Annotated in this window: 16 protein-coding genes; 10 read left to right on the plus strand and 6 right to left on the minus strand. The window is 61.2% G+C overall.

Annotated elements, in window-relative coordinates; translation table 11 throughout:
- Positions 1-66: 66 nt before the first annotated feature.
- The 6 genes from nusA to CENROD_RS04425 all read right to left on the minus strand — a co-directional run bounded on the left by nusA (position 67) and on the right by CENROD_RS04425 (position 8,316).
- Positions 67-1,581 carry a transcription termination factor NusA gene (gene nusA, locus CENROD_RS04395; RefSeq protein WP_022771903.1) on the minus strand — a complete coding sequence of 505 codons (1,515 nt, stop codon included), beginning with the start codon at positions 1,579-1,581 and terminating at the stop codon, positions 67-69.
- Positions 1,582-1,701: 120 nt separating this feature from the next.
- Entirely contained in the window at positions 1,702-2,562 is an 861-nt protein-coding gene (locus CENROD_RS13015; RefSeq protein ID WP_187292333.1) for an LSm family protein, read from the minus strand.
- A gap of 85 nt (positions 2,563-2,647) precedes the next feature.
- Positions 2,648-4,375, minus strand: coding sequence for an ABC transporter ATP-binding protein (locus CENROD_RS04410; RefSeq protein ID WP_022771905.1), 1,728 nt, complete (start codon positions 4,373-4,375; stop codon positions 2,648-2,650).
- Complete coding sequence (locus CENROD_RS14280; RefSeq protein ID WP_051360420.1) at positions 4,372-5,451, minus strand: ABC transporter permease; 1,080 nt, start codon at positions 5,449-5,451, stop codon at positions 4,372-4,374. The genes CENROD_RS04410 and CENROD_RS14280 overlap by 4 nt, the downstream gene beginning before the upstream one ends.
- 4 nt (positions 5,452-5,455) lie before the next feature.
- Complete coding sequence (locus CENROD_RS04420) at positions 5,456-6,484, minus strand: ABC transporter permease subunit (RefSeq protein WP_022771907.1); 1,029 nt, start codon at positions 6,482-6,484, stop codon at positions 5,456-5,458.
- An 8-nt stretch (positions 6,485-6,492) separates the two neighbouring features.
- A complete protein-coding gene (locus CENROD_RS04425) occupies positions 6,493-8,316 on the minus strand; it encodes an extracellular solute-binding protein (RefSeq protein WP_022771908.1) in 1,824 nt (607 codons plus the stop codon).
- A gap of 144 nt (positions 8,317-8,460) precedes the next feature.
- Between CENROD_RS04425 and fabI the strand changes: the two genes are divergently transcribed.
- The 10 genes from fabI (at position 8,461) to CENROD_RS12395 (ending at position 23,857) form a co-directional block, all read left to right on the plus strand.
- Positions 8,461-9,246 carry an enoyl-ACP reductase FabI gene (gene fabI, locus CENROD_RS04430; protein ID WP_022771909.1) on the plus strand — a complete coding sequence of 262 codons (786 nt, stop codon included), beginning with the start codon at positions 8,461-8,463 and terminating at the stop codon, positions 9,244-9,246.
- 215 nt (positions 9,247-9,461) lie between these two features.
- Positions 9,462-10,790, plus strand: coding sequence for an argininosuccinate synthase (gene argG / locus CENROD_RS04435; RefSeq protein ID WP_022771910.1), 1,329 nt, complete (start codon positions 9,462-9,464; stop codon positions 10,788-10,790).
- A 190-nt stretch (positions 10,791-10,980) separates the two neighbouring features.
- Positions 10,981-12,048 (plus strand): RNA polymerase-binding protein DksA, encoded by a 1,068-nt coding sequence (dksA, locus tag CENROD_RS13020; protein WP_022771911.1) that lies wholly within the window; start codon positions 10,981-10,983, stop codon positions 12,046-12,048.
- 38 nt (positions 12,049-12,086) lie between these two features.
- Complete coding sequence (locus CENROD_RS04445) at positions 12,087-13,931, plus strand: STAS domain-containing protein (RefSeq protein ID WP_022771912.1); 1,845 nt, start codon at positions 12,087-12,089, stop codon at positions 13,929-13,931.
- A 103-nt stretch (positions 13,932-14,034) separates the two neighbouring features.
- Complete coding sequence (hslV, locus tag CENROD_RS04450; protein ID WP_022771913.1) at positions 14,035-14,580, plus strand: ATP-dependent protease subunit HslV; 546 nt, start codon at positions 14,035-14,037, stop codon at positions 14,578-14,580.
- A 46-nt stretch (positions 14,581-14,626) separates the two neighbouring features.
- Positions 14,627-15,976: an ATP-dependent protease ATPase subunit HslU gene (gene hslU / locus CENROD_RS04455; protein WP_022771914.1), complete on the plus strand. Its 1,350-nt coding sequence runs from the start codon at positions 14,627-14,629 to the stop codon at positions 15,974-15,976.
- 16 nt (positions 15,977-15,992) lie between these two features.
- Complete coding sequence (locus CENROD_RS04460; RefSeq protein WP_022771915.1) at positions 15,993-16,541, plus strand: hypothetical protein; 549 nt, start codon at positions 15,993-15,995, stop codon at positions 16,539-16,541.
- A 2-nt stretch (positions 16,542-16,543) separates the two neighbouring features.
- On the plus strand, positions 16,544-17,806 hold the full coding sequence (locus CENROD_RS04465) for an aminotransferase-like domain-containing protein (protein ID WP_022771916.1): 1,263 nt from the start codon (positions 16,544-16,546) through the stop codon (positions 17,804-17,806).
- Positions 17,803-19,224 carry an MATE family efflux transporter gene (locus tag CENROD_RS04470; protein WP_238551824.1) on the plus strand — a complete coding sequence of 474 codons (1,422 nt, stop codon included), beginning with the start codon at positions 17,803-17,805 and terminating at the stop codon, positions 19,222-19,224. The genes CENROD_RS04465 and CENROD_RS04470 overlap by 4 nt, the downstream gene beginning before the upstream one ends.
- Before the next feature lie 307 nt (positions 19,225-19,531).
- On the plus strand, positions 19,532-23,857 hold the full coding sequence (locus CENROD_RS12395) for a PAS domain S-box protein (RefSeq protein ID WP_022771919.1): 4,326 nt from the start codon (positions 19,532-19,534) through the stop codon (positions 23,855-23,857).
- Positions 23,858-24,002 lie beyond the last annotated feature (145 nt).

Consider the following 24,002-nt stretch of genomic DNA (forward strand, 5'->3'; position numbering starts at 1 on the left):
TCTCATTCCCTTTCCGTAGTAATTCACCAGCCCATCACCAACCACACGGGAGTGCTCGCGCACCCCTCAATGGCTCATTTCCCCGGCAGAGGGCCTAGCTACCTCGGGGGAAAACCAATGCTCCCGCGCCCGAAGAATCAATTGCGCCGCTTCTTCCTGGGATTGTCCGGTGATTTCCATCAGCTCGTCCGCAGCCAGATCGGCAAGATCGTCAATGGCATCAATCCCCTGATCGTGCAACGCTGCCTGCAACGCCGGGGTCATTCCTTCCAGCTCTTCGAGGGTATGGGCCACGTAGTGCTGGCGTTCCTGGTTGGCAATTTCCATGTCCAACAGCGCATCCTTGGCGCGGGAACGCAGTTCCAGCACCGTGTCTTCGTCAAGCCCATCGATTTCCAGCATTTCTTCGAGTGGCACGTAAGCCACGTGCTCCAGGCTGGTAAATCCTTCGTCGATCAGCAGGTCTGCCATTTCTTCGTCGACGTCGAGCTTCTTCATGAACATCGTTCGAAAAGAGTTGACCTCGTCTTCCTGCTTCTTCGCGGATTCCGCAAGGTCAAGGATGTTGATCTTCCACCCGGTCAACTCGCTCGCAAGGCGAACGTTCTGCCCCCCGCGCCCAATGGCCACGGCCAAGTGGGTCTCGTCGACAACGACATCCATGCAGTGGCGCTCTTCATCGACGACGATGCTGGACACGATGGCCGGCGCCAGGGCGCTGATGACGAATTGCGCCGGGTTGTCGCTCCACAAAACGATGTCGACGCGCTCCGCAGCCAGTTCGTTGGTCACTGCCGCCACGCGAGAACCGCGTACCCCAACGCAGGTGCCGATAGGGTCAATGCGCTTGTCGTAAGAAAGGACGGCGATCTTGGCGCGCGAACCGGGGTCACGGGCGCAGGACTTGATTTCGAGCAATCCTTGCTGGATTTCCGGCACCTCGTTGCGGAATAGCTCGATCATGAACGCCGGGGCTGCGCGCGAAAGCAGAATGGCCGGGCCACGCAAGGTGGGGTCGACTTCTGTTATGTAGGCACGAACACGATCCCCCAGACGAAAGTTTTCTTTCGGGATCATTTCGCAGCGACGAATCCGCCCTTCCACCCTGCCGGATTCGACAATCACATCCCCCTTGTCCGTTCTTTTGACGGTGCCGACGAAAATCTTCTCGGCCCGGGAAAGAAAGTCGTTGAGGAGCATCTCCCGCTCTGCATCACGAATCTTCTGCAAGATGATTTGCTTGGCCGCCATGGCGCCAATCCGCCCGATAGGGACGGATTCGACACGGTCTTCGATGTACTCGTCCACTTCGATATCGGGGATTTGTTCGCGTGCCTCGAAAAGCAGGATTTCCTGCTCCGGCATTTGCAACCCGGCTTCGTCCGGCACCACATGCCAACGCCGATATGTTTCGTATTCCCCAGTATCCCGGACGATCGACACGCGAATGTCCGCATCGACGGGGAACGATTTTTTGGTTGCCTGCGCCAAAGCCTGCTCGACAGCGCAAAACACCACTTCCCTGTCGACGCTTTTCTCGCGCGAGATGGCGTCGATCAACATCAACATTTCCCGATTCATGGCCCCTCCCACACTCTCACCATTCTGATCGTCGTTCCGACGCTTGATCACGACGCTGCCTTATTCACGACACTGTCACTCACGACGCTGTCACGACGCTGCATCATGCACGACGCAGCTTTATACCGATCCAAAGGACCGATCCGATGGCGCTATAGCGCGCCGCCGGAAGTCGGCCACCGACGCAAGCCGGGCTTCGAGCACCTCTCGCCATGCAAAAGCCACGCGCTGCACAGGCGCGTTGGCCGCCGCCTTGGTGCTGACTCTGCTCCCGGCACGGCCAGGTTTTGCCTGGGGTCGACGTCCGTGGTCGACGGCTTCTTGCCATTGCACCTCCCATAACATTTCCGGTTCCGAATGCACATCCTGCACAACAGCCGTTGTCTGTGTATGCATCCCGTTTGCATTCATCCCGTGTGCAGTGGCTCCTGACATGGGAGCAATGTCCGCAACAACAGTGGTATCGGAAGAGACAGCAATATCGGGAGCAGAAACTCCGACATCATGGCGACTCTCCTGACAACTCTCTTGACGACTCTCGAAACTCTCGTGACTCTGATGGCGATGCAATACTCCCCGGTATTTCCTGCGTCCCCCCGGTGGGGAACCCTCTACAGGACGGAGCACGATATCGACGACGCTGCCTTCAAACCGGAACAAATCCCGAAGCTGGCGCAAACGCCGATCCATCCCCGGCGAGGACACTTCGAGCCGCTGATAGTCCACGTTTTCGACTTCGAACAAATACTGCAACTGCCTTGTCACCCGCTCGCAGTCGTCTACCGTGATCGACCTAGGGATCGATGGTGTAGCGGAAGGTGACGTGGAAGATGAAGTAGAAGTAGAAGTAGAGGAGGACGAGGAGGATGTCTGCGCTCCGTCGAATTCCCATGCGGTATCGATAGTCACGCGCAGCAACCCACCCCCCAATCGGGACAACTCGACCAAGTCATAACCCAGCCCGGAAACGGTCTGTGCCACCTTGCTTTCCAACACTTGCGATACCACGATTCGTTTGCAAAAAACCGGAATGCGAAAACCAAAAACCAAAAAAAAGGGGCGGAAATCACCCGCCCCTTTGGTCGTAGTCCGCCATTCTAGCGGAAGCGTTTTTTTCCATATCCGGCCCAAAGCTGGCATCGAGCAGTGCCTGGGTACAGGGGTGGCGCGGATGGTGCAGCAGGTTTGCGATGGGGGCGGATTCGACGATCCTGCCGGATTGCATCACCAGAACGTGGTGCGCCATCGCGCGGATAACAGCCATGTCGTGCGTGATCAGCACATAGGCCATGCCTCTATCCCGCTGGAGGCGTGCAAACAATTCGAGGATGTCACGGGCCACGCCTGCATCAAGGGCGCTCGTCGGCTCATCGAGGACGAGGATGTCCGGGTCGATGACCAATGCCCGCGCAATCGACAGTCGCTGACGTTGCCCGCCGGAAAACTCGTGCGGATACCGTTCCAGCATGGCCGCATCGTTCCCGGTATCGAGTCCCACTTCCCGCAACGCTGCGCGCACCTTCTCCCTGCGCTGGCGGGCATCAAGGCCCGGCGCGTGGACCCGCAGCCCTTCCGCGACCAGTTCCTCCGCAGTCATCCGCGAAGACAGCGACGAATACGGATCCTGAAAAACCACCTGGATGTGGTGGCGCAGGTTTCGGTCCTCCAACCGGGAACGGTTCCATGGCTGGCCGCAAACACGCACTTCGCCCCTATACCCCACTAGCCCGAGCAGCGCCAAGGCGAGAGTCGATTTGCCGCTGCCCGATTCCCCAACGATGCCCAGCGTGCTGCGTGGGAGCAAGCGAAACCCGACGGCATCGACAGCGCGCACAACGCCACTGCGAAACCACCCCCGCCATCCGGCGATGCGTGTGGCGTATTCCACGCATACCCCTCTAGCCTCCAGCACAGGGGGCGTTTCCGGGGCATGGAACTCCGGGATAAGGGCTTCTTTGGCGGGCACTACTGCGGGGGGCCTCTCGTTGCCAGGCGTAGCCTCAATAGGCACAACGTCGGCAAGTCGCGGCGGGAGCTGCCCCGCAAGCAAACGCTGTGTCAAAGGGTGGCCGGGCCGTTGCAGCACATCCTGCGGGCGGCCTGCTTCCACGATGCGGCCTGCGCCCATGATGAGTACGCGGTCGGCAAAACGCCGCACCAAAGGCAAATCGTGGGTGATCAGCACGATGGCGATGCCATGCTTCTGCTGCAAGACCGAGAGCAGATCAATCATCTTGCAGCGCAACGTGGCATCAAGCGCCGTCGTCGGTTCGTCGGCAAGAAGGATGCGCGGACTCCCAGCCAATGCCATCGCAATCAACACCCGTTGGCGTTGCCCCCCGCTGAGCTGATGCGGGTAGGAACGCGCACACCGTTCGGGATCGTCGACATCGACCTCGCGCAACCATTCAACTGCGGCTGCGCGGGCCTGCTTTCGGGAATACCCCGCAATGGGTACCAAGACTTCAGCAATCTGTTCGCCCGCAGTCCATAAGGGATTGAGCGCGGTCATCGGTTCCTGGAAGACGACCGCGATCTGCGACCCACGCACATGACGCAAAGCGGCCTCGGGCAAGGCCAGCAAATCCTGCCCGGCATACCAGGCGCTGCCGTCGATCTGGGCATCGGCCACAAGTCGCAATAGCGATAGTGCAGTGAGCGTTTTGCCCGATCCCGATTCGCCGACCAGTGCCAGCCTCTCCCCAGCTTCGAGAACAAAAGAGACATGATCGACGACTGTCTGGCCGCCAAACCGCACCGTCAGGCCACGCACATCCAGCAGGGGAGCCGTCACCGCATCGCCTTTCGGGGGTCCAGCGAGTCCCGCAACGCCTCGCCCACAAAGGTGAGCAGCAGCAACGTCAGCACGAGCACGGCAAAGGCTCCCAGCGAAATCCACCATGCGTCGAGGTGGCTTTTGCCCTGCGCAAGCAATTCCCCCAGCGACGGTGTTCCCGGCGGGGTACCCAGCCCCAGAAAGTCCAGCGAGGTCAACGCCAGAATGCCCGCGCCCATGCGGTACGGCAAAAAGGCGAAAACGGGGGACAGACAGTGGGGCAGCAGATGCCGCAGCGCAATACGCCATGGGCCTACCCCCAGAGCCTGCGCAGCGCGAACGTAGTCCAGCCTGCGCTGGCGCAGAAACTCCGCACGAACGTAGTCCGACAACCCCATCCAGCCAAACAGACTCAATAGCAACAGCAATAGTCCCACGCTGGGGGTAAAGAACGCGCTCAGCAGGATCAGCAGGTACAGCTCGGGCAGAGAACTCCAAATTTCCAGGAACCGCTGGAAAAGCAGATCGACTTTGCCCGCCAAAAAACCTTGCAAGGCTCCCGCCGCCACCCCTAGGAGGGTGCCGACCACCGTCAGCGCCAGCGCAAAAAATACGCTGGTGCGCAACCCATAGAGCAACTGCGCGAGCAGGTCACGCCCTCTGTCATCAGTGCCCAGCCAATGTCTGGCGGAAGGCGGCGCAGGGAATGGCTGCGTGCAGTACACGTCGATCGTCCGCGCTCCATACGGGTTCGGCGCGTACAGCGCCCAATGGCCACCCTGGGTGATGCGCGAACGCACATAGGGGTCGAGGTAGTCGGCAGGGGTATCGAAGTCCCCTCCGAACGTCTTCTCGCTGTACTCGACAAATACCGGGAAAAACCACTCCCCTTGGTAGCGCACGAGCAAGGGCCGGTCGGTGCTCCACAGCTCGGCCACGCTGCACACCACTAGCAGCATCGCAAAAATACATAGGCTGGCGTATCCCAAGCGGTGACGCCGGAATCGCTCCCAAGCGCGTCTACCGGGACTGCGCCCCACTGCGGCAACTTGCTGCGCAGAGGCCTTTTCGCGGCTTGCACCGCTCTTGTCCATCCAGTCAGTTGCCATCGAATCGAACTCGCGGATCGACCCAGCAATAGGATAGGTCGGAACATAGCTTGGCCAGCAGCCCCAGCAGGGTATAGAAATACAGCGTTCCCAATACGACGGGATAGTCCCGGCGGATCACGCTTTCGTACCCCAACAAACCCAGCCCGTCGAGGGAAAACAGCGTCTCGATCAGCAAAGACCCCGTGAAAAACGCCCCCACAAACGCGGCGGGCAGCCCTGTCAACAAGGGGATCAGCGCATTGGGCAACACGTGTCTCCATAACACCTGCCGTTCCCCCAGGCCCTTGGCGCGGGCGGTGACCACATACTGCCTGCGAATCTCGTCGAGAAAGGCGTTTTTGGTCAGCATGGCCGTGGTCGCGAAGTTGCCAACGACCATCGCGGTGATGGGTAGGGCGATATGCCAAAGATAGTCTGCGATCCGGGCGCCCCACGATAGGGACTCCCACCCTTCGGAGACCAAACCGCGCAGCGGGAACCACTGCAACCCTCCCGCAAACACTACGAGCAGGACGACACCCAGCACGAAGCCCGGAATCGCGTACCCGACAGTCAACAGCAGCGTACTCCCCACATCGAAACGCGACCCTGCGCGCACCGCTTTGGCGATACCCAGCGGAACGGCGATGAGATACGTCAGAAAAAACGTCCACATGCCCAGGCTGATCGACACGGGCAGCTTCTGCCACAACAGCCGCGCAACGCTCTCGTTACGGAAAAAACTCTGCCCCAAGTCGAAGCGAACGCACTGGCCGAGGAGGAGGAGGTACCGCTCCCCTACCGGTTTGTCGAAACCATACAGGGCACGAATCTGCTCCAGCCGCTGCGGATCCACGCCCGAAGCGCCCCGGTAGCCCATCGCAGTTGTTTCCGCCCCCGGCACAGCACGCGCTTCAGCCAAATACTGCTCTACCGGCCCACCGGGAACGAACTGGATGATGACGAAGGTCAGCGTCATCACCCCCAACAGGGTGGGAACCATCCACAGCAGCCGGGTCAGGACATAGCCCCACATGGTTGTGGCTACCGGGTTCCTGCTGGCGATGCAGCATCCTGGTCCGGCACCGCCCACCAGGTATCGATGGCCCAAGCTTCTCCCGGGGAATACGGGGGAATCTGCGCCGGGTGCGCGAGCTTGCTGCGGTCATACACCACCCGGTGTGCCGAGGCAAACCACTGGGGGAGGAGCACGTGGCTGTGGGCAATCACCCGATCTAGCGCACGGCAGGCGGTGCGCATCGCTGCTTGCGAGGGCGCGTGGATCATCTGGTGCAGCAGGGCATCGACAGCAGGGTTGGCGATACCGGAAAGATTGCCCGAATGCTCCGTCACTGCGGCAGCCGAGCCAAACAGATCTTCGTACTCCTGACCAGGGAAATGGGAACCAGCATAGGCCAGTGAAACGATGTCGAAGTCGAACTGCTGCAATCGCTGCTGGTAGATGGCGAAATCGACGAACCTGGGACGCAGCGTAATCCCCAGCTTGTCGAGGTTGCGCACCCATGCCGACACGACGCGCGCGCTGCCTTCGCTGCTGTCGAGGTACTCGACCTCGAACGGTACCCCCTCGGCATTGCGCAGCCTGCCCTGGCGCACCATCCACCCGGCTTGCTGCAAGAGATCCCGTGCCTGGAGCAAACGCTGGCGTAGCGGCACTTGGCCTTCCCCTTCACCCGGCATCGTGCCCCACGTGGCAATGGGGATATGGCTGCGCCATGGCCCCAGCACAGCGCGTTCCTCGGTAGTGGGCGTACCGGTGGCTTGGCAGTCCGTGTTACCGAACAGCCCTTGCACCCGCTGGTACGCGCCATGGAAAAGCTGCCGATTCATCCATGCAAAGTCCAGCGCCAACCCCAGCGCCTGGCGCACGCGAACATCGCGAAACCAGGGACGGCGGGTGTTGAGCACATAGCTCTGAAACCCGCTGGGCAACCGGTGCCCGAACTCCTGTCGAACCAGCTCGCCCGCATCAAAGCGCCGGCCCCGCATCCGCCGCGCCCAGTCCGCAGCGGAAAAGACACGCATCCAGTCGATTTCCCCTGCCTGAATCGCCTCGATCCTGGCAGTGTTGTCTTGGTAAATCTTGACGACGATCCGGTCAAAGTTGGCCGTACCCCGGCGTATCGGCAGGTCGCGGCCCCAGTATTGGGGGTCGCGCACGTACACGATGTCGCGGCCTGCACGCAGGGCGCCGATCCGATACGGCCCACTACCGACCGGGGTATCCATCACGATCTGGTCGAAGGGCTTGGTCACGCCCGCGACCCTGCCCCAAGCCGGGCTGAAGATCGGCATGCTGCCGATAGTCAAGGGCAATTCCCGGTTGGGCTTGCGCATACGAAAACGCACCACCCGCTGCTGCACGACGTCGATCCCTTCCAAGTCAGCGAGCACCGTGCGGTAGACCGGGGAGGCATGGGGCCCGAGCAGCATCTCAAAGCTGTAACGCACGTCGGAAGCCAACACAGCATCCCCGTTGTGGAACCGCGCCTGCGGTCGCAGCGTGAAGGTGACGGATCGGCGATCCAGCGCAATCGTCACATCTTGCGCCAGCAAGCCGTATCCGGTTCCCACCTCGTCATACGTTCCGGCAAGCAAGGTATCGAAAAGCAAGGTGGACAGGTATGCCGGTGCGCTGCCCCGCAAGGTAAAGGGGTTGAGTTTGTCGAAGGACGAGACACGCAAAGGGCTGGCCAGCCGTAGCTCCCCCCCTTTGGGCGCATTGGGCTGTACATAGCCGACATGGCTGAAGTCCGGGGGGTACCGCAGCGTTTCCCACCAGGAATAGCCGTGCCCCGCCCATGCGGTGCCCAGGGTGAGGAGCAACGGCCCAATCCAACGGTACATGCGACAATTCTGCACCAGCATAGGTCATGCATCGCCCGCCCCGCATAGCGCGGGGAAGCGCCCCCCAAGCGCTGTTCGCGGAGGTGCCACGCCGGGGTTTCCCTGGTGATTCCACGCTCGCTCCAGAGATTGAAAGAGGTCGAAATGGGTTTTCTCGTCGGCAAGAAGTTGTTGATTACCGGGGTTTTGTCCAACCGATCGATCGCGTATGGCATCGCCAAATCCTGTCATGCCCAGGGCGCCGAGTTGGCTTTCAGCTATGCCGGGGAACGATTCGAAGATCGCATCCGCGAATTTGCCGGGGAATTCGGTTCCTCGCTCGTTTTCGATTGCGATGTCGGCGACGACGCGAACATTGATCGCCTATTTCGGGAACTGGCCCAGCACTGGCCTACCTTCGACGGTTTCGTCCACAGCATCGGCTTTGCCCCCCGGGAAGCCATCGCCGGCAATTTTCTCGATGGCCTGAGCCGCGAGAACTTCCGCATTGCGCACGACATCAGCACCTACAGCTTCCCCGCCATGGCGAAGGCTGCCCTGCCTTACCTCAGCGACACGGCTTCCCTGCTGACACTGACGTACCTGGGCGGGGTGCGGGTCGTCCCCAGCTACAACACCATGGGGCTGGCCAAGGCTTCGCTGGAAGCCTCCGTGCGCTACCTAGCCGATGCTCTGGGTGCGAGGGGGATCCGCGTCAACGGGCTGAGTGCCGGGGCCGTCAAAACTCTGGCCGCCAGCGGTATCAAAGACTTCGGCAAGCTGCTAGGCATTTCCGCCGCCGCGTCCCCCATGAAGCGCAACGTGACCATCGATGAAATCGGCAACGTCGCGGCGTTCTTGCTCAGCGACCTTTCTTCCGGCATGACCGGTCAGATTTCCTACGTCGATTGCGGGGTCAGCCAGATGGCCGTCGCCGTCGTCGACGGTTGATGTCCTCCAGGCGCTGATCGCGACTTCCGTCGCCCCTACAGCATGCACCCATCACGGTGCATCAGGCGCAGCGCAGCCATGCGTTGTAAGAGCGACAGCAGTCGCGATGTGGCCCTGCCCATGCACGGCCCAGAGACGGGTACATCCCGTAGCCCCTTCCCTCCCTTCCACACCGTGGGTGTCTCCCATCGCACCCTTTTCCTCTTCCCCTCGCCATGAGCACCATTCTGCAATCTCTTCCCATCGGGCAAAAAGTCGGCATCGCCTTTTCGGGTGGTCTTGATACCAGTGCAGCCTTGCTGTGGATGCGCAACAAAGGCGCCATCCCCTTCGCCTACACGGCCCATCTGGGTCAACCCGACGAAACGGACTACGACGACATCCCGCGCAGAGCCATGGCTTATGGGGCCGAAAAGGCGCGGCTGGTCGATTGCCGGAGCCAGCTTGCCAGCGAAGGCCTTGCGGCGCTGCAATGTGGGGCTTTTCACATCTCCACCGCCGGGCTGACGTACTTCAACACCACACCGATCGGCCGGGCAGTGACGGGGACAATGCTCGTCGCCGCGATGCGCGAAGACGGGGTGTCGATCTGGGGCGATGGCAGCACCTTCAAAGGCAACGACATCGAACGCTTCTATCGCTACGGGCTGCTGACCAACCCTGCGTTGCAAATTTACAAGCCCTGGCTGGATGCAGCGTTCATCGACGAGCTGGGCGGGCGTGCAGAGATGTCGGCTTTTTTGGCCCAGCACGGTCACTCTTACAAGATGAGTACGGAAAAAGCCTATTCCACGGATTCCAACCTGCTTGGGGCCACGCACGAGGCCAAAGATTTGGAGCGGCTCGACCATGGCATCCGCATCGTCGAACCGATCATGGGCGTACCCTTCTGGAAAAGTGACGTGACGATCGCCCCCGAGGAAGTCACGGTGCGCTTCGAAGCAGGCCGCCCTGTTGCGCTCCAAGGCGTCGAATACCCCGACTTGGTGGCGTTGCTGCTCGAAGCCAACCGCATCGGCGGCAGGCACGGCTTGGGGATGAGCGACCAGATCGAAAACCGCATCATCGAAGCCAAAAGCCGGGGCATCTACGAAGCCCCTGGATTGGCCCTGCTGTTCATCGCCTACGAGCGGCTGATCACCGGCATCCACAACGAAGACACCATCGAACAATACCGGGAACATGGCCGTCGGCTGGGCAGGCTGCTGTACCAGGGACGATGGTTCGACCCGCAGGCCATCATGCTGCGGGAAGCCGCGCAGAAGTGGGTGGCCAGCGCCGTAACCGGGGAAGTCACGCTGGAACTACGCCGGGGCAATGACTACTCGATCCTCGATACCCGCAGCCCCAACCTCAGCTACCAGCCCGAACGGTTGACGATGGAAAAGGGGCAATCCTCCTTTTCCCCGGCAGATCGCATTGGCCAGCTCACGATGCGCAATCTCGACATCCAGGACACCCGCGCCAAGCTGGGCGCCTACGCCAATGCCGGACTGTTGGCGCAAGGTAGTGGGGGCGCCATTCCATCGTTGCATTGGGAGTAGTGCTAGGGTATGCACACATCTTGGCTGCCGTGGAAAACCAGAAAACCACCGCAACTACCGTTCACTTGTACACTCGCGCGCCCTTCGACGCAAGGCTGCCTGCAGGGTTCGTGGTTTGTGCATCGATAAGCCTGCCACGGTTCCTTTCGCGGTCTTCCTTTCGCGCACTACGCACTATTGGAGCGCCACGATGAAAGCACCCGCTCTTCCTGAATCCGACGCCATTGCGCCTGCGGTGCGTACACCACGCACACGCGCCAAAGCTGTACCCCCAGCACAGGTTGTCACGCCCCCCGACCCTATCGCTGTGGAGGTTGCGCCAGTCACCGCGCCTCCGGCCCAAAAGTCTGCATCCAAGCCCAAAGCAGCAAAAGCCGCCAAAACAGCCAAAGCGCCGGTAGTGCAGGCAACGCAGACCAGTACGCCGCCTGATACGCCCCCAGATACGCATCCTGATACGCCTCTCACCGCGCCTGCTCCAGAACCGCAGCCCGAGGTTGCGACTGCTGTAGCCGCTACAGCCGATGCACCCTCTACCAAGAGCAAGGCAAAGGGCGCATCCGCGAAGGCTCCCACCAAAGCCCCACCCAAAGCACCGGCGCGCAAAGCGAAAGTACCGGCTACAGCCCCCGTTGCTGTCGAGCCAGAACCTGCTGCACCCGCTGCACCCACATCCCAACCCAAGCCCGCACTCGCGCCCAAACCTGAACCGAAGCCCGTGCCCGTGCCCGTGCCTACGCCGGAGCACAAGCCCGAACCTGTCCCCCCTGCCAAAGCTGCGCCCCGCAAAAAGCCTGCGGCCAAACCCACCGCGCCGCTCTCCGATAGTTGGAAGACCAAGCCCGCGCAAGAGCTGAGCGATGAGGAAGTGCTGGCCATGCCCGAGGCGGAATACATGAACGACGTACAGCTCGCGTTCTTCCGCCACAAGCTGTCGCGGATGAAGGCCGATGTCCTCAGTAACGCTGGGGAAACGACCGAGCACCTGCGGGAAGAAACCGTCATCGTCCCTGATCCGACCGACCGGGCGACGATTGAGGAAGAGCATGCCTTGGAACTTCGCACCCGTGACCGCGAACGCAAATTGCTCAAAAAAATCGAACAATCGATCGCGAGCATCGATAACGGGTCCTACGGGTATTGCGAAGAAACCGGAGAACCCATCGGGGTGCGTCGTCTGCTTGCACGGCCCACTGCGAGCCTGTCCCTCGAAGCGCAGCAACGGCGGGAACTCAAGCAAAAGATGTTCGGAGACTGAAACTCCGCCGCGCATGCATCTTTGTCCGCATCGCCAGCATGGCTAGCCCTGCCAATCCTCCGGGACTACTCGCCAAAGTTGCCAAGTTCGTCCGCAACCCCACCACGGATTGGGCGGATCTCGACAAGATCCAGTCCCAGGTGGATTCTGTCCCCACGTCGACTATTGACCCCCCTGCCGTCAACCACCGGCAGGCGCTCAAGGACGTTGTCGAGCGCAAGCGCCACGACGACGCCATCCGCAAACGCGAGTTCGACTACTTGCGCAAGTTGCGCCGCAACGATCCCGGTTACACCCCGGAGCTGGTTGCACAAGCGTCCTTTTTCCAGAACAGTACGGACTTCTCCGATCTCGACGGCAGGACGAGCACCCTCAAGAAGATCGACGAAATCGAAGCCCAGATGTCCCGGCAATGGTGGAAAGCACAGCCCACACAGCCCGACGCCGCCCCGCAAAATGCCGCGCCCCCTACGCGCCCTCCTGCAACAAGCCCACCCGCACCCCGCCCCGCGCCCCATTTCGAACCGAGCCTCACCCGCGATACCTCGCAAATCGCGCTCGACACTTCCGCCATTTACGCCTCGACCCAATTCCACCCCCCACAACCAGATCCCGAGGCCGATGACATCCCGACAGTCATGGGCAGTGCCACCTTGGCACAGGACATCCAATTCGAGGAACCAAGCCCAGCCCGGAATATCGCGACAACACCCCCTGCCCCAGCAACCCCGCCACGCGAACCCCTGCCATCCCATCCCCCCCCCATCGTCACCGATCCCGAGCTGGAGGAAGCCGCAGTCCGCTACGCGAACGGCGACGACGATGGAGCCATTGATGTTCTGCAAGCGGCGCTGCGCTCGGGCAACCGGGACGCCCAGCGCAATGGGTGGTGGTTTGCTGCGCTGTTCGATATCCACCGCTGTACCGGCGCGCGCCACCGTTTCGAATCGTTGGCCATCGACTACGCCCGGCAATCCGGGCAAACTGCGCCCACGTGGTTTTCCGTCCCCGACCGTTGGAACGATGCTTGCCAAACCCGCCACGCCGTTTCCTCCCCGGTTGCCGGGTCACGACATGTCACGCGCTGGCGCTGCCCCCCCTTGCTTGATACCGATGGAGTGGCCGAGCTCCATGCCATGTTGACTTCCGGCGCGGTGCAACACGTGCTGGACTGGACAGGACTGACGCAGATCGTCCCTGCCGCCGCGCCACAGCTTGCCCAGTACTGTGCATGGCTGTGCGAGCAGGCGTTTGTCGTGCATTGCGTCGCTGCGCAACGCCTGCTACAGGTGTTACAGCAAAACACCCCTTCTGGTGCCCCAGACATCGACCCATGCTGGTGGAACCTGCGACTCGATGTCCTGCGCATCCTCGGCAAACAGGATGATTACGAGCTGGTAGCGCTGGACTACTGCGTGACCTACGAGCTATCCCCGCAGCCGTGGGCAGAGGCTCGGTGCCAACATGTCGACACCATGCCGACTTCCGAATCCGGGTTTTTGCTCGCAGGCGCCGAAGCACAGCGACACCGCGCCACGCTACAACCAGGCAAATCCCCACAGGGACAACATCCTGCATCCTCGCCTGCGGCTGCCACCGTCACGGTCGAATTGGGCGGCGAACTGTCCGGGGACATGGCGCAAGCGCTTTTGCCCCTGGATGACGACCTGCAACCGGGAACCACGCTGTACGTGCGGTGTTCGCACCTCATCCGCGTCGATTTTTCTGCGGCTGGGAGCATCCTCAACTGGGCTACCTCCGCACAAACAGCGGGGTGCCGTATCGTTTTTCAGGACGTGGCCTGCCTCGTTGCCTCGTTTTTCTTTCTCCTGGGCATCCACGATCACGCCCAGGTGCATTCCCGCTATGTCCGTAGCGCGTGAGTACCCACGATGCATGGGCCACAGGAAAAACCCTGCGCCCCTCTCCCGCCGAACTTCACCACCTCTCCAACCCCAATCCCCCAGAGACACAAGGATTTTTCTCATGGAAGCATTGCATGGCACCACGATCGTCGGCGTGCGCCGCACCGGCCCGGAAGGGGTGCGCGTCGCCCTCGGTGGGGACGGCCAGGTCACCCTGTCGTCGATCGTCGTCAAATCCACTGCGTGCAAGATTCGCAAACTGCACCACGGCAAGGTGCTGGCCGGTTTTGCTGGCGCGACTGCCGATGCCTTCACGCTCTTCGAGCGTTTCGAGGCCAAGCTGGAAAAACACCAGGGGCACTTGCACCGTGCCGCCATCGAACTCACCAAGGACTGGCGCACGGACCGCGTGCTGCGTCGGCTCGAAGCCATGCTCGCCGTTGCCGATACCTCGGCATCGCTGATCATCACGGGCAACGGCGATATCCTTGAACCGGAACACGGCGTCGTCGCCATCGGCTCCGGCGGCGCCTATGCGCAGGCTGCCGCGCTAGCGCTGTTGCACAACACGAGCATCGACGCAGCGGACGTAGTGCGCAAATCCCTCGAAATTGCCGCCGGGATTTGCATTTACACCAATATGCACCACACCATCGAAACCCTCTAACAGCCCCCTATCAACCCAGCCCGTCTTTGCACGGGCCTGCCTTGCCATGTCTGCTTTGACCCCCCAAGAAATCGTCACCGAACTCAACCGGCACATCGTTGGCCAGCAAAAGGCCAAGCGCGCCGTCGCCATCGCACTACGCAACCGCTGGCGCCGCCAGCAGGTGGATGCCGAGCTGCGCGCCGAGATCACCCCAAAAAATATCCTGATGATCGGCCCCACCGGCGTCGGCAAAACCGAAATCGCACGCCGCCTTGCGCGGCTGGCTGAGGCCCCCTTCATCAAGGTGGAAGCGACCAAATTCACCGAAGTCGGCTACGTCGGCAAGGACGTGGACACGATCATTCGTGACTTAGCCGATATCGCCGTCAAGCAAACCCGGCAACAAGAAGCGGCCAAAGTGCGGGAACGCGCCGAACAGGCTGCCCGCGAACAGATTCTCGACATCCTGGTTCCCCCGCCGCGAGAGCAAGCCAGTGCGGATACCGAAGAAGACACAGCCTCTGCCCAACGTGCGGAAAGCGTGGCTCGGTCACGCCTGCGCAAAAAGCTGTCTTCCGGCGCGCTGGACGACCGGGAAATCGAAATCGACGTGGCCCAGGCTGCGCCACACCTCGAAATCATGGGCCCCGCAGGCATGGAGGACGTGACGGAACAGTTGCGCAGCATGTTCGGCCAGCTCCATCAAAACCGCAGGCAAACGCGCAGACTCCGGGTTGCCGACGCCTTCAAGATGCTTGTCGAGGAAGAAGCCGCGCGACTGATCCACGACGACGACATCAAAACGCAGGCCCTGCAGATGCTCGAACAGAACGGCATCGTTTTCATCGACGAAATCGACAAGGTCACCTCCCGCAACGAAAGCCACGGTGCGGAAGTGTCCCGCCAGGGCGTGCAGCGCGACCTGCTCCCGCTCGTCGAAGGGACGACCGTATCGACCAAGTACGGGATGGTCAAAACCGACCATATCCTGTTCATCGCTTCCGGCGCCTTTCATCTGAGCAAGCCCAGCGACCTGATCCCCGAGCTGCAAGGCCGGTTCCCCATTCGCGTCGAGCTGCAATCGCTATCCGTCGACGATTTCGTCGCGATCCTGACCCAGACTTCTGCTTCCCTGGTTCGGCAATACCAGGCGCTGCTGCAAACCGAAGGGGTGGACATCGTCTTCACCGACGACGGCATCCGCCGACTGGCGCAGATCGCCTACGAGGTCAACGAACGCACGGAAAACATCGGCGCACGCAGACTGGCCACTGTGATGGAACACCTGCTCGAAGAGCTGAGTTTCGGCGCGACGGAACTGCGCGGGCAAACGATCACGATCGACAACGCCCTGGTCGAATCCCGCCTGGCAGACCTGAGCCGCGACGAGGATTTGAGCCGGTACATTCTTTGAGGGAAGCCCAAACGCCATGCGCTTCGCATTCGGTTTTTTCCGATTCCTGGGCCGGGGGATCCTTGGGCTGGGCCTGTTCATGCTGCTGTCCGTCTTGTGGACGATGGTCATGTTCGCCTTCAACCCATGGCTTGATGCCAAGGCGGGCCAGTGGAGAAAAATGCAACCCATCATCGTCGGCGACGCCGAGGCCGGGACGACACGAGTCGTTTTGTATGGCACCTGGATCGAAGAACGATCGAGCAAGCCCCATCTCGTTCCCCTTCCACTCGATGCAGAGGGAACACAGCGTGCAGCCCATGTTTTCACGGCATGGCGCAAAGTTGCGGACCAGCCCTGGCAGTACGAAGCGACCTGGGACGATGGGGACTATCTACTGCAAAGCCGATATCGGGTCGATGCCCGTGGGATTCCCGTCCTCATCCAAGCCCGAGGACGCGACCCCAGCCTGGCATTTTTGGGAATGATTCTGGCCGTGGTGACGCTGGTGATCTGGAAAGGCTACGCCCGGTGGCGTACCCATCGGGTCTTTGCCGATAGCCTGCGGGATGCAATAAAGGGTTGACTATGCAATTTGCCGACCGTCTGCAAGGGGTGGAAGCCTCTGCAATCCGGGAACTGTTCAAACTGCTAGGCAAGCCCGGCATCGTCAGCTTTGCGGGGGGGTTTCCCGACCCCACGCTTTTCGACGCAGAAGGCATCGCCCAAGCGAGCGCAGCCGTCCTGGGCCACGATGCGGGCGCGGTGTTGCAGTACGGGGCTACCGAAGGCTACCCTCCACTGCGTACTGCCATCGCCGATATGCTTCGATCCCAAGGTGCCGAAGTGGACGCTGCCGATTTGCTCGTCACCACCGGCAGCCAGCAGGCCATCGAACTCCTGGCCCAGACGCTGATTTCGCCTGGGGACTGCGTGCTCGTCGAATCTCCGACCTTCCTTGCCGCGATCCAGTGTTTCCGGCTCCATGGCGCGAACGTCGTTGGCGTACCCATTGATGGGTATGGCGTGGACGTCGACCGGCTGGCAGCCCTCCTTGCCACGCACCGGCCCAAGCTCGTGTACCTGATCCCCAGCTTTGGCAACCCCAGTGGGGCGACGCTCACCCTGGAACGACGGCTGCGCGTCCTCGAACTGGCTGCGCGCACCCAAACCATCGTCGTCGAGGACGACCCGTACAGCGCGCTCTACTTCGACGCCCCGCCCCCAGCCAGCTTGCTGGCCCTCAGCGCCCAGGTTCCCGGCAGTCGCGAATGGCTGGCCTACTGTGGCAGCTTCAGCAAGGTGCTTAGCCCCGGGCTGCGCGTGGGCTGGCTCGTCGCCCCCCGCGAATGGCTGGCCAAAGCGACGATGTGCAAACAATTCGGCGACGTGCATACGAGCAACCTCTCCCAGGCGATTTGCGCGCAGTACTTGGCAATGGGCAGGCTGCCCAGCCAACTGGAGCGGATGCGCAGCAGCTATGCCCAGCGGGCGTATGCCATGGCCGATGCCCTGCAAACCCGGTGCGGCGCGGAACTGTCCTTCCTGGCCCCGCGCGGCGGGCTGTTCTTCTGGGTGCGGTGTGCCGGGGCCATGCAAGGCCGTGCGCAGGAGCTGGTTCGTGCTGCCCTGGATCACGGGGTAGCCATGGTTCCCGGCGCCCCCTTCTTTGCCAACGACCCCGACCCCAGCGCACTACGCCTCAGCTTTGCCACCAGCGATACCGCGACGATCCAGGAAGGGGTACGCCGCCTCGCTGCTGGTCTGCACGCATTGCGTGATGCCGACTGCCCAACAGATGCAACCAATGCGGCAGACTCGGCCCACGGCGCTGCATCATCCCCGGCGTGACGGCCACACCCCACCACTGCCAGCTCGCCACGCCCATCATTGCCTGGCGCACCGAAATCCGAGAGCTACTGCGTCTGGCATGGCCGCTCCTTGTCGGTCAGCTCGCCATGGTTGCTATCGCCGTTGTGGATGTGGCCATGGCTGGTCATGCCTCCGCCACGGACTTGGCTGGGGTCTCGCTGGGGGCCGCAGTCTGGAATTTGCTGATGATTACCGTGATGGGTGTCATCATGTCCGTGCATCCTGCGGTCGCTCACCTCTCCGGTGCAAACAATTTTGGTGATATTCCGGGCACAGTACGGCAAGCTCTGTGGATGTCGCTGGGCGTAGGCGGCGTGGCCGCAGTGTTGGCCAATGCTTTTGTCCCGCTTTTCGCAGTGATCATCCCCGACCCTGCAATGCAGACGATTGCTGCCGGGTTTGTCCACATCACCAGTGCAGCCTTGCCCCTGCTCGCCATGTACCGGGTACTCGTGGGCTATAGCACCAGCATTAATCAGACTTACCCCCTCATGGTCGTCGCGCTACTTGGACTCTTGTTCCACTTCATCGCCAGCGGGTTGCTGGTGTTCGGGGTAGGCGGCTGGCCGGGGCTGGGGGGGCTGGGATGCGCGTGGGCCACGCTATGCACCGTGGCGCTGGAACTGGCCATGCTGTGGTACTGGATGCGCCGCAGCCCCCTCTACCGGGATACCTGCGGGTTGGATCGCTGGGAAGCGCCCCGATGGGCAGACATCCACCCCTTGCTGCGCTTGGGTTTGCCGATTGGCGTGACCTACTTTGCGGAAGCAAGCGCTTTTAGCCTGATCGCCCTGCTCATCGCAGGGTTGGGCAGCATCGAAGTGGCAGCACACCAGATCGCGCTCAATTTTTCCTGGCTCATCTTCACCGTTCCCCTGAGCTTGGGGCTGGCCTTGCTCACGCGCGTGGGCCAATCGCTAGGCGCCAACGATCCAGACCGCGCTGCGTACCAATCCGCTCTGGGCTTGATCCTTGCGCTGGGCCTTGCAACACTGGGCGCCCTGCTGGTTGCCTCCTTGCGCATGCCCATCGCCCGGCTCTATACAGACGACGCCGCAGTGGTACTCCTTGCCGCAGATCTGTTGCTTTTGGCAGCGTACTTTCAATGGCCGGATGCCTTGCAGGTCGTGGCAAGCTGCGCCATTCGGGGGTACAAAGTCACCAGACCGGCGATGGTGATCCACCTTGCCGCATTCTGGGGCGTGGCCATCCCCCTTGGATACTTGCTAGGTCTGGTCGGAGTCTCTACGGTCGCGGGCCTGGAACAGCCTTTGGGCGCCCGAGGGTTTTGGATGGCGCTGATCTTCGGCCTGACCACTGCCGCGCTGGGGCTGCTCGCGTTGCTTCGCCATGTGTCCCGACAGGCTTCGGGCTACAAGGTTTGCCCATGTGTCTGAATCGTTACCGTAACTTTTTTCTTGTATTGCCGTCGATGCTGATAACACTGATAACACTGATAACACGAACAACACAAATCATCTATAGACTTTTTCGGTGCGTTGGTGCAACATGCCCCGTTGTACTGGCTGCATTGGTCCACCAAGTCGTCTCGCACGAGCAGTGGCGATGGTTCTCTGGGCGTTTTCTTCTGGCCATTTTTTTTCGTCAATGCGGCTCCGGTTGCCGCCTCGCATCCCTTGCCCGCGTGTCCGATTTTTTCCCGTGTCTTCTGCGTTCTTACGCTGTACTGGGAGTAGCCTTGCCATGAATTTGCTTCATCGATCTTTCTGCCGGTATTTGGTCACGCTACCCACCGTACTGGTGCTCCTACTGGGGTTGGTGTTGACCGCAGTGCTGTGGCGTAGTGCCGTCCGGGTCGAACAAGACCGACAACGGGAAGCATTGCAACAACATGGAGCCGAAATTCGCAGCCGCATCGTCGACCAACTCTTGGCCCAGGCCGCCATGCTCCAAAGCTTCGCGCCACTGGTAGACAGGGCCACGGTGCCCACGGTGCCTGCCCAGGAACCCTTCCACGCCCTCTATGCGCACATCCTGCACGAACCCCCTACCCGTGGATGCGGCGCGGTGGGGTACTTGGAACCGTTGTCGGCAGAGCGGTTTGAACAAGCTGGCTCCCTTCGGCGGGTGACCGCAGCCCATTACCACGTACACGCTACCGGCAACCACGATGTGTATTCCCTCATTCAGGATCGCACTTCCACCACATTGCGGGACGAGGGGGGCTTTGAAGAACACACCCTTGGCCAATTACGCAGCGCGCTGGAGCGTGCGCGAGATACAGGGGAAATCACCCTCTCCCCCCGGCTGGGCCACGCCATAGGAGAGCGCTCTGCCACCGCTTTCGTGCTGTATGCCCCGGTCTACGATAGCGCCAGCACCACCGATTCCGTCTTATGGCGGCGCGCCCACCTGCGGGGCTGGGTCGATCTGCCTATGTCGATGGCTTCCTGGATGGGCACGCTGTTTCCGCGCGGCATTCCCGGCATCGACCTGGAAATTTACGATAGCGCCACGCCATGGGACGGTGCTTTGTTGTTCGATTCCGCCCCCGATGCCATCCCCAACAGGGGTTTGCGTAGCGTCGATACCCTGCGCTTCGGAGGACGCACCTGGACGCTGAAGTTGCGCGCACTGCCGGAATTCGCCACCACAGCCACCGCCGACCGCCCCATGATGATCGCAGCCCTGGGCGCAACGCTCAGCTTGCTACTGGCTTGCGTGGTGGCCCTGTTCAATCTTGCCAAACATCGCCACTCCGTGGCGCAGAGTGCGATAGCTCCCCATGCAGTGCTCATGCCTGCCACGCAGCAAGAAACAGTGCAGACTTTGCTCCAAGAGTACGACGCACGCTGGCAATCCGCCGTACAAAGTATGTCTGACGGGCTATGGATTCGCGAGCCTGCCAGTGGCGCGATGTTCGTCTCCGACTCCTGCAAGCGCATGCTGGGCATGGCGCAGACAGACGAGCTTGACTCCGTCCGTGACTGGGAAGCACGCATCCATCCGGAAGACCTGCCCAGGGTGCGCGAAGCACTGCGCGATGCGGAGGCAGGGCTCCACAACCCGTATTTCTGCCAATACCGCATGCGCCACCAAGATGGAAGCTACCGTTGGGTCTTCGACCGGGGAGTGATCTTGCGTGGATTCCAGCCCGGGGAATCGTTGCGGATGATCGGCAGCACCAGCGACATCAGCGAGCGCCAGGAAAATACGCAGGAATCAACGCAGTACCGTTCCCACCTCGAATCGCTGGTACAGGAAAAAACCCTGAGCTTGCAACGTAGCGCAGAAACTGCGCAACGTGCGCTCGACGAACTGGAGCAGCAGAAGCATGTGCTCGACCAGCACGCCATCGTCACGATCACGGACTCCTTGGGCCGCATCCTCTACGGCAACCAGAAGTTCACCGAAATTTGCGGGTACTCGCAGGAAGAGTTCCTAGGCAAGACACACCAGCTCATCCACTCCGGCCAGCATCCCAAAGGGTTCTTCCGTGCGATGTTCGATGTCGTCAACCAAGGCAGCGCATGGCATGGCATCGTCTGCAACCGCGCCAAGGATGGCCACCTATTCTGGGTCGATACCACCGTCGTGGCTTTCCAGGGGCCTAACGGCGAACCGCAACGGTACTTTGCCGTGCGCACGGATGTGACCGAGGCCAAACTCATCGCCAGCGAACTCCGAGCCAGCCACCAGCGCTTGCGAACGCTGATCGAGAACCTCGACGACATCCTGTTCACGATGAACACGGGCGGCGTTTTTGAATACGTTTCCCCGCAATGGACAAAGATCATCGGCCATGAGGTCGAGGAAGTCGTCGGCAAACACCTGGCTTGCTTCATCCACCCCGAAGACCTGCCCCACTGCATGACTTTCATGCAAAAAATCGTCGAAACCGGAAAGCCCCAAGGAGGCGTCGAATACCGCGTCCGCGCCAAGGACGGCAGCTACCAATGGGGGTGCGCAAACGGTTCGCTTCTGCGCGACGAAGCCACGGGCACTGCGCTACTGGTGGGCATCGGGCGCAACATCACCCAAAGTAAACGCAACGAAGAAATACTGCGCAATACCGTATCGCTGCTGGATGCGGCCATTGAATCGACCGACTACGGCATCCTCGTCATCGGCAACGATGGGCATATCACGCGAACCAATCAGCGCTTCCTGACCATCTGGCAGATTCCGCCCGAGTTTTCTTCCACCCCCAACCGCGACATCATGCTGGGCTACGTGGCGGCCAAGCTTGCGCACCCGGAACAGTTTCTGGTTCATCTGGAAGCCATGTTTGGCAGGCCAGAAGGCCGGGGTACCGCCACCTTCGAACTGATCGACGGCAGGGTGGTGCGCGTGACCTCACTGCCGCACCGTGTGGGGGAAAACATCGTCGGGCGGGTCTGGTCCTTCGATGACATTACCGAGATTCATCGCGCCGAGCTGGCTGCGCGCCAAGCCAACCATGCCAAGTCAGAATTCCTCTCGACGATGAGCCATGAGATTCGTACCCCCATGAACGGGATCATCGGGATGATCAACCTGTTGCTCGGCACCGATCTGAGCAACGAACAGCGCGACTACACCCAGACTGTGCATGAGTCCTCCAACACCCTGTTGCGGATCATCAACGATATCCTCGACTTCTCCAAGATCGAAGCCGGCAAGCTCGACATCGAAACCACCGATCTGCCCCTGGTACAAGTCGTCGAAGGAACCGTCGATTTGCTTCATGCCAAGGCACGGGAAAAATCGTTGTCGCTGTGCTCCTTCATCGACCCCCGCATCTCTTCGCATTTGCGTGGGGACCCCACCCGATTACGCCAAGTTCTGTTCAACCTCGTCGGCAACGCGATCAAGTTCACCAATCAGGGTGGGGTCGATATTCGCGTCACCCGATGCCCGGACAGTACGACGCCGATGCTCCGCTTGGCTGTGCGCGACAGCGGCATCGGTATTGCGGCGGATATTCAACACAAACTGTTCCAGTCATTCACCCAGGCGGACTGCTCCACGGCGCGCAAGTACGGGGGAACCGGGCTGGGGTTGGCCATCAGCAAGCGTCTCGTCCAACTGATGGGCGGAACGATCGGCATCGAGAGCGCGGAAGGAACGGGTTCGGTGTTCTGGTTCACCCTGCCCATATTGCGTGAACCCACCGCGCAGCCCACCTGCCCCTACGGCACGCTGGAGCCTAACGCTGCGCGCTGTGTCCTCGTCGTCGATGACCAACCTCTCGACCGCGACGTACTCACCAGCTATCTGGAAGCCTGGGGAGTAGCCTATGCCGCAGCGGACAACTCCGCAGACGCCATCCAAATGATGGATAGCGCGCTACGTTGCCAGTCGCCCTACTCCCTGGTGCTCGTCGGGCTGATGCAGAAGGACGATGCCAGCCTGGCCTTTGCAGCCGAAGTTCGCGCCATCTCCGCGCACGCACAAACCCGGCTGGTGTTGCTGAACCCGCCCAACCACCTTTCGCGCTGGGATGCGGCCCGGCAACAGGGTTATGCCGCGTGCCTGATTAAGCCGGTACACCAGGCGCAGTTGTTCGACTGCCTCAATGGCAAGACCATTGCCGATCTCACGCCGAGACCGGTGCATCCTCCCGTTCGGATTCACCACACCCGCCCTGGCGAGACACACGGCAGGATCCTGCTGGCGGAAGACAACCTGGTCAACCAGAAGGTTGCCATGCTCCAAATTCGGGAAATGGGGTACACAGTACACATCGTCAACAACGGGCACGAAGCCGTGCTTGCCGTGGAAGCGACCTACGCAGGCGAAACGCTGCCCTATGACTTGATCCTGATGGATTGCCAAATGCCAGTGCTCGACGGCTTCGACGCCACGCAAGCCTTGCGCAAGCTCGAAGCCCAAAACGGCCGCAAAACCCCCATCCTGGCGATGACGGCCAGCGTCATGCAAGAAGATCGCGACCGGTGTCGGGCTTGCGGCATGGACGACTTCATCACCAAACCCATCGAACCCGCCAAATTGCGGGCAGTATTCGAACAATGGATTCAACCCCATTGCGAACAACCCGCTACCGATTCCGAAGGGGCGCAGGAGTAAGGTGACAGCTTGCACCTACCAAGAGCCTTTGTTCTGGCGTAGACTCAGTCATTACGGGTGCAAGCCCTACGTACATGGGCGAAAGCCCTTTTTTCTTGGGCGCTAGTCACGTGCTTCCCCGTGTGTGGCCCCTTTTTTTGCGCAG

This window comes from Candidatus Symbiobacter mobilis CR (assembly GCF_000477435.1).
Lineage (GTDB): Bacteria > Pseudomonadota > Gammaproteobacteria > Burkholderiales > Burkholderiaceae_C > Rhodoferax > Rhodoferax mobilis.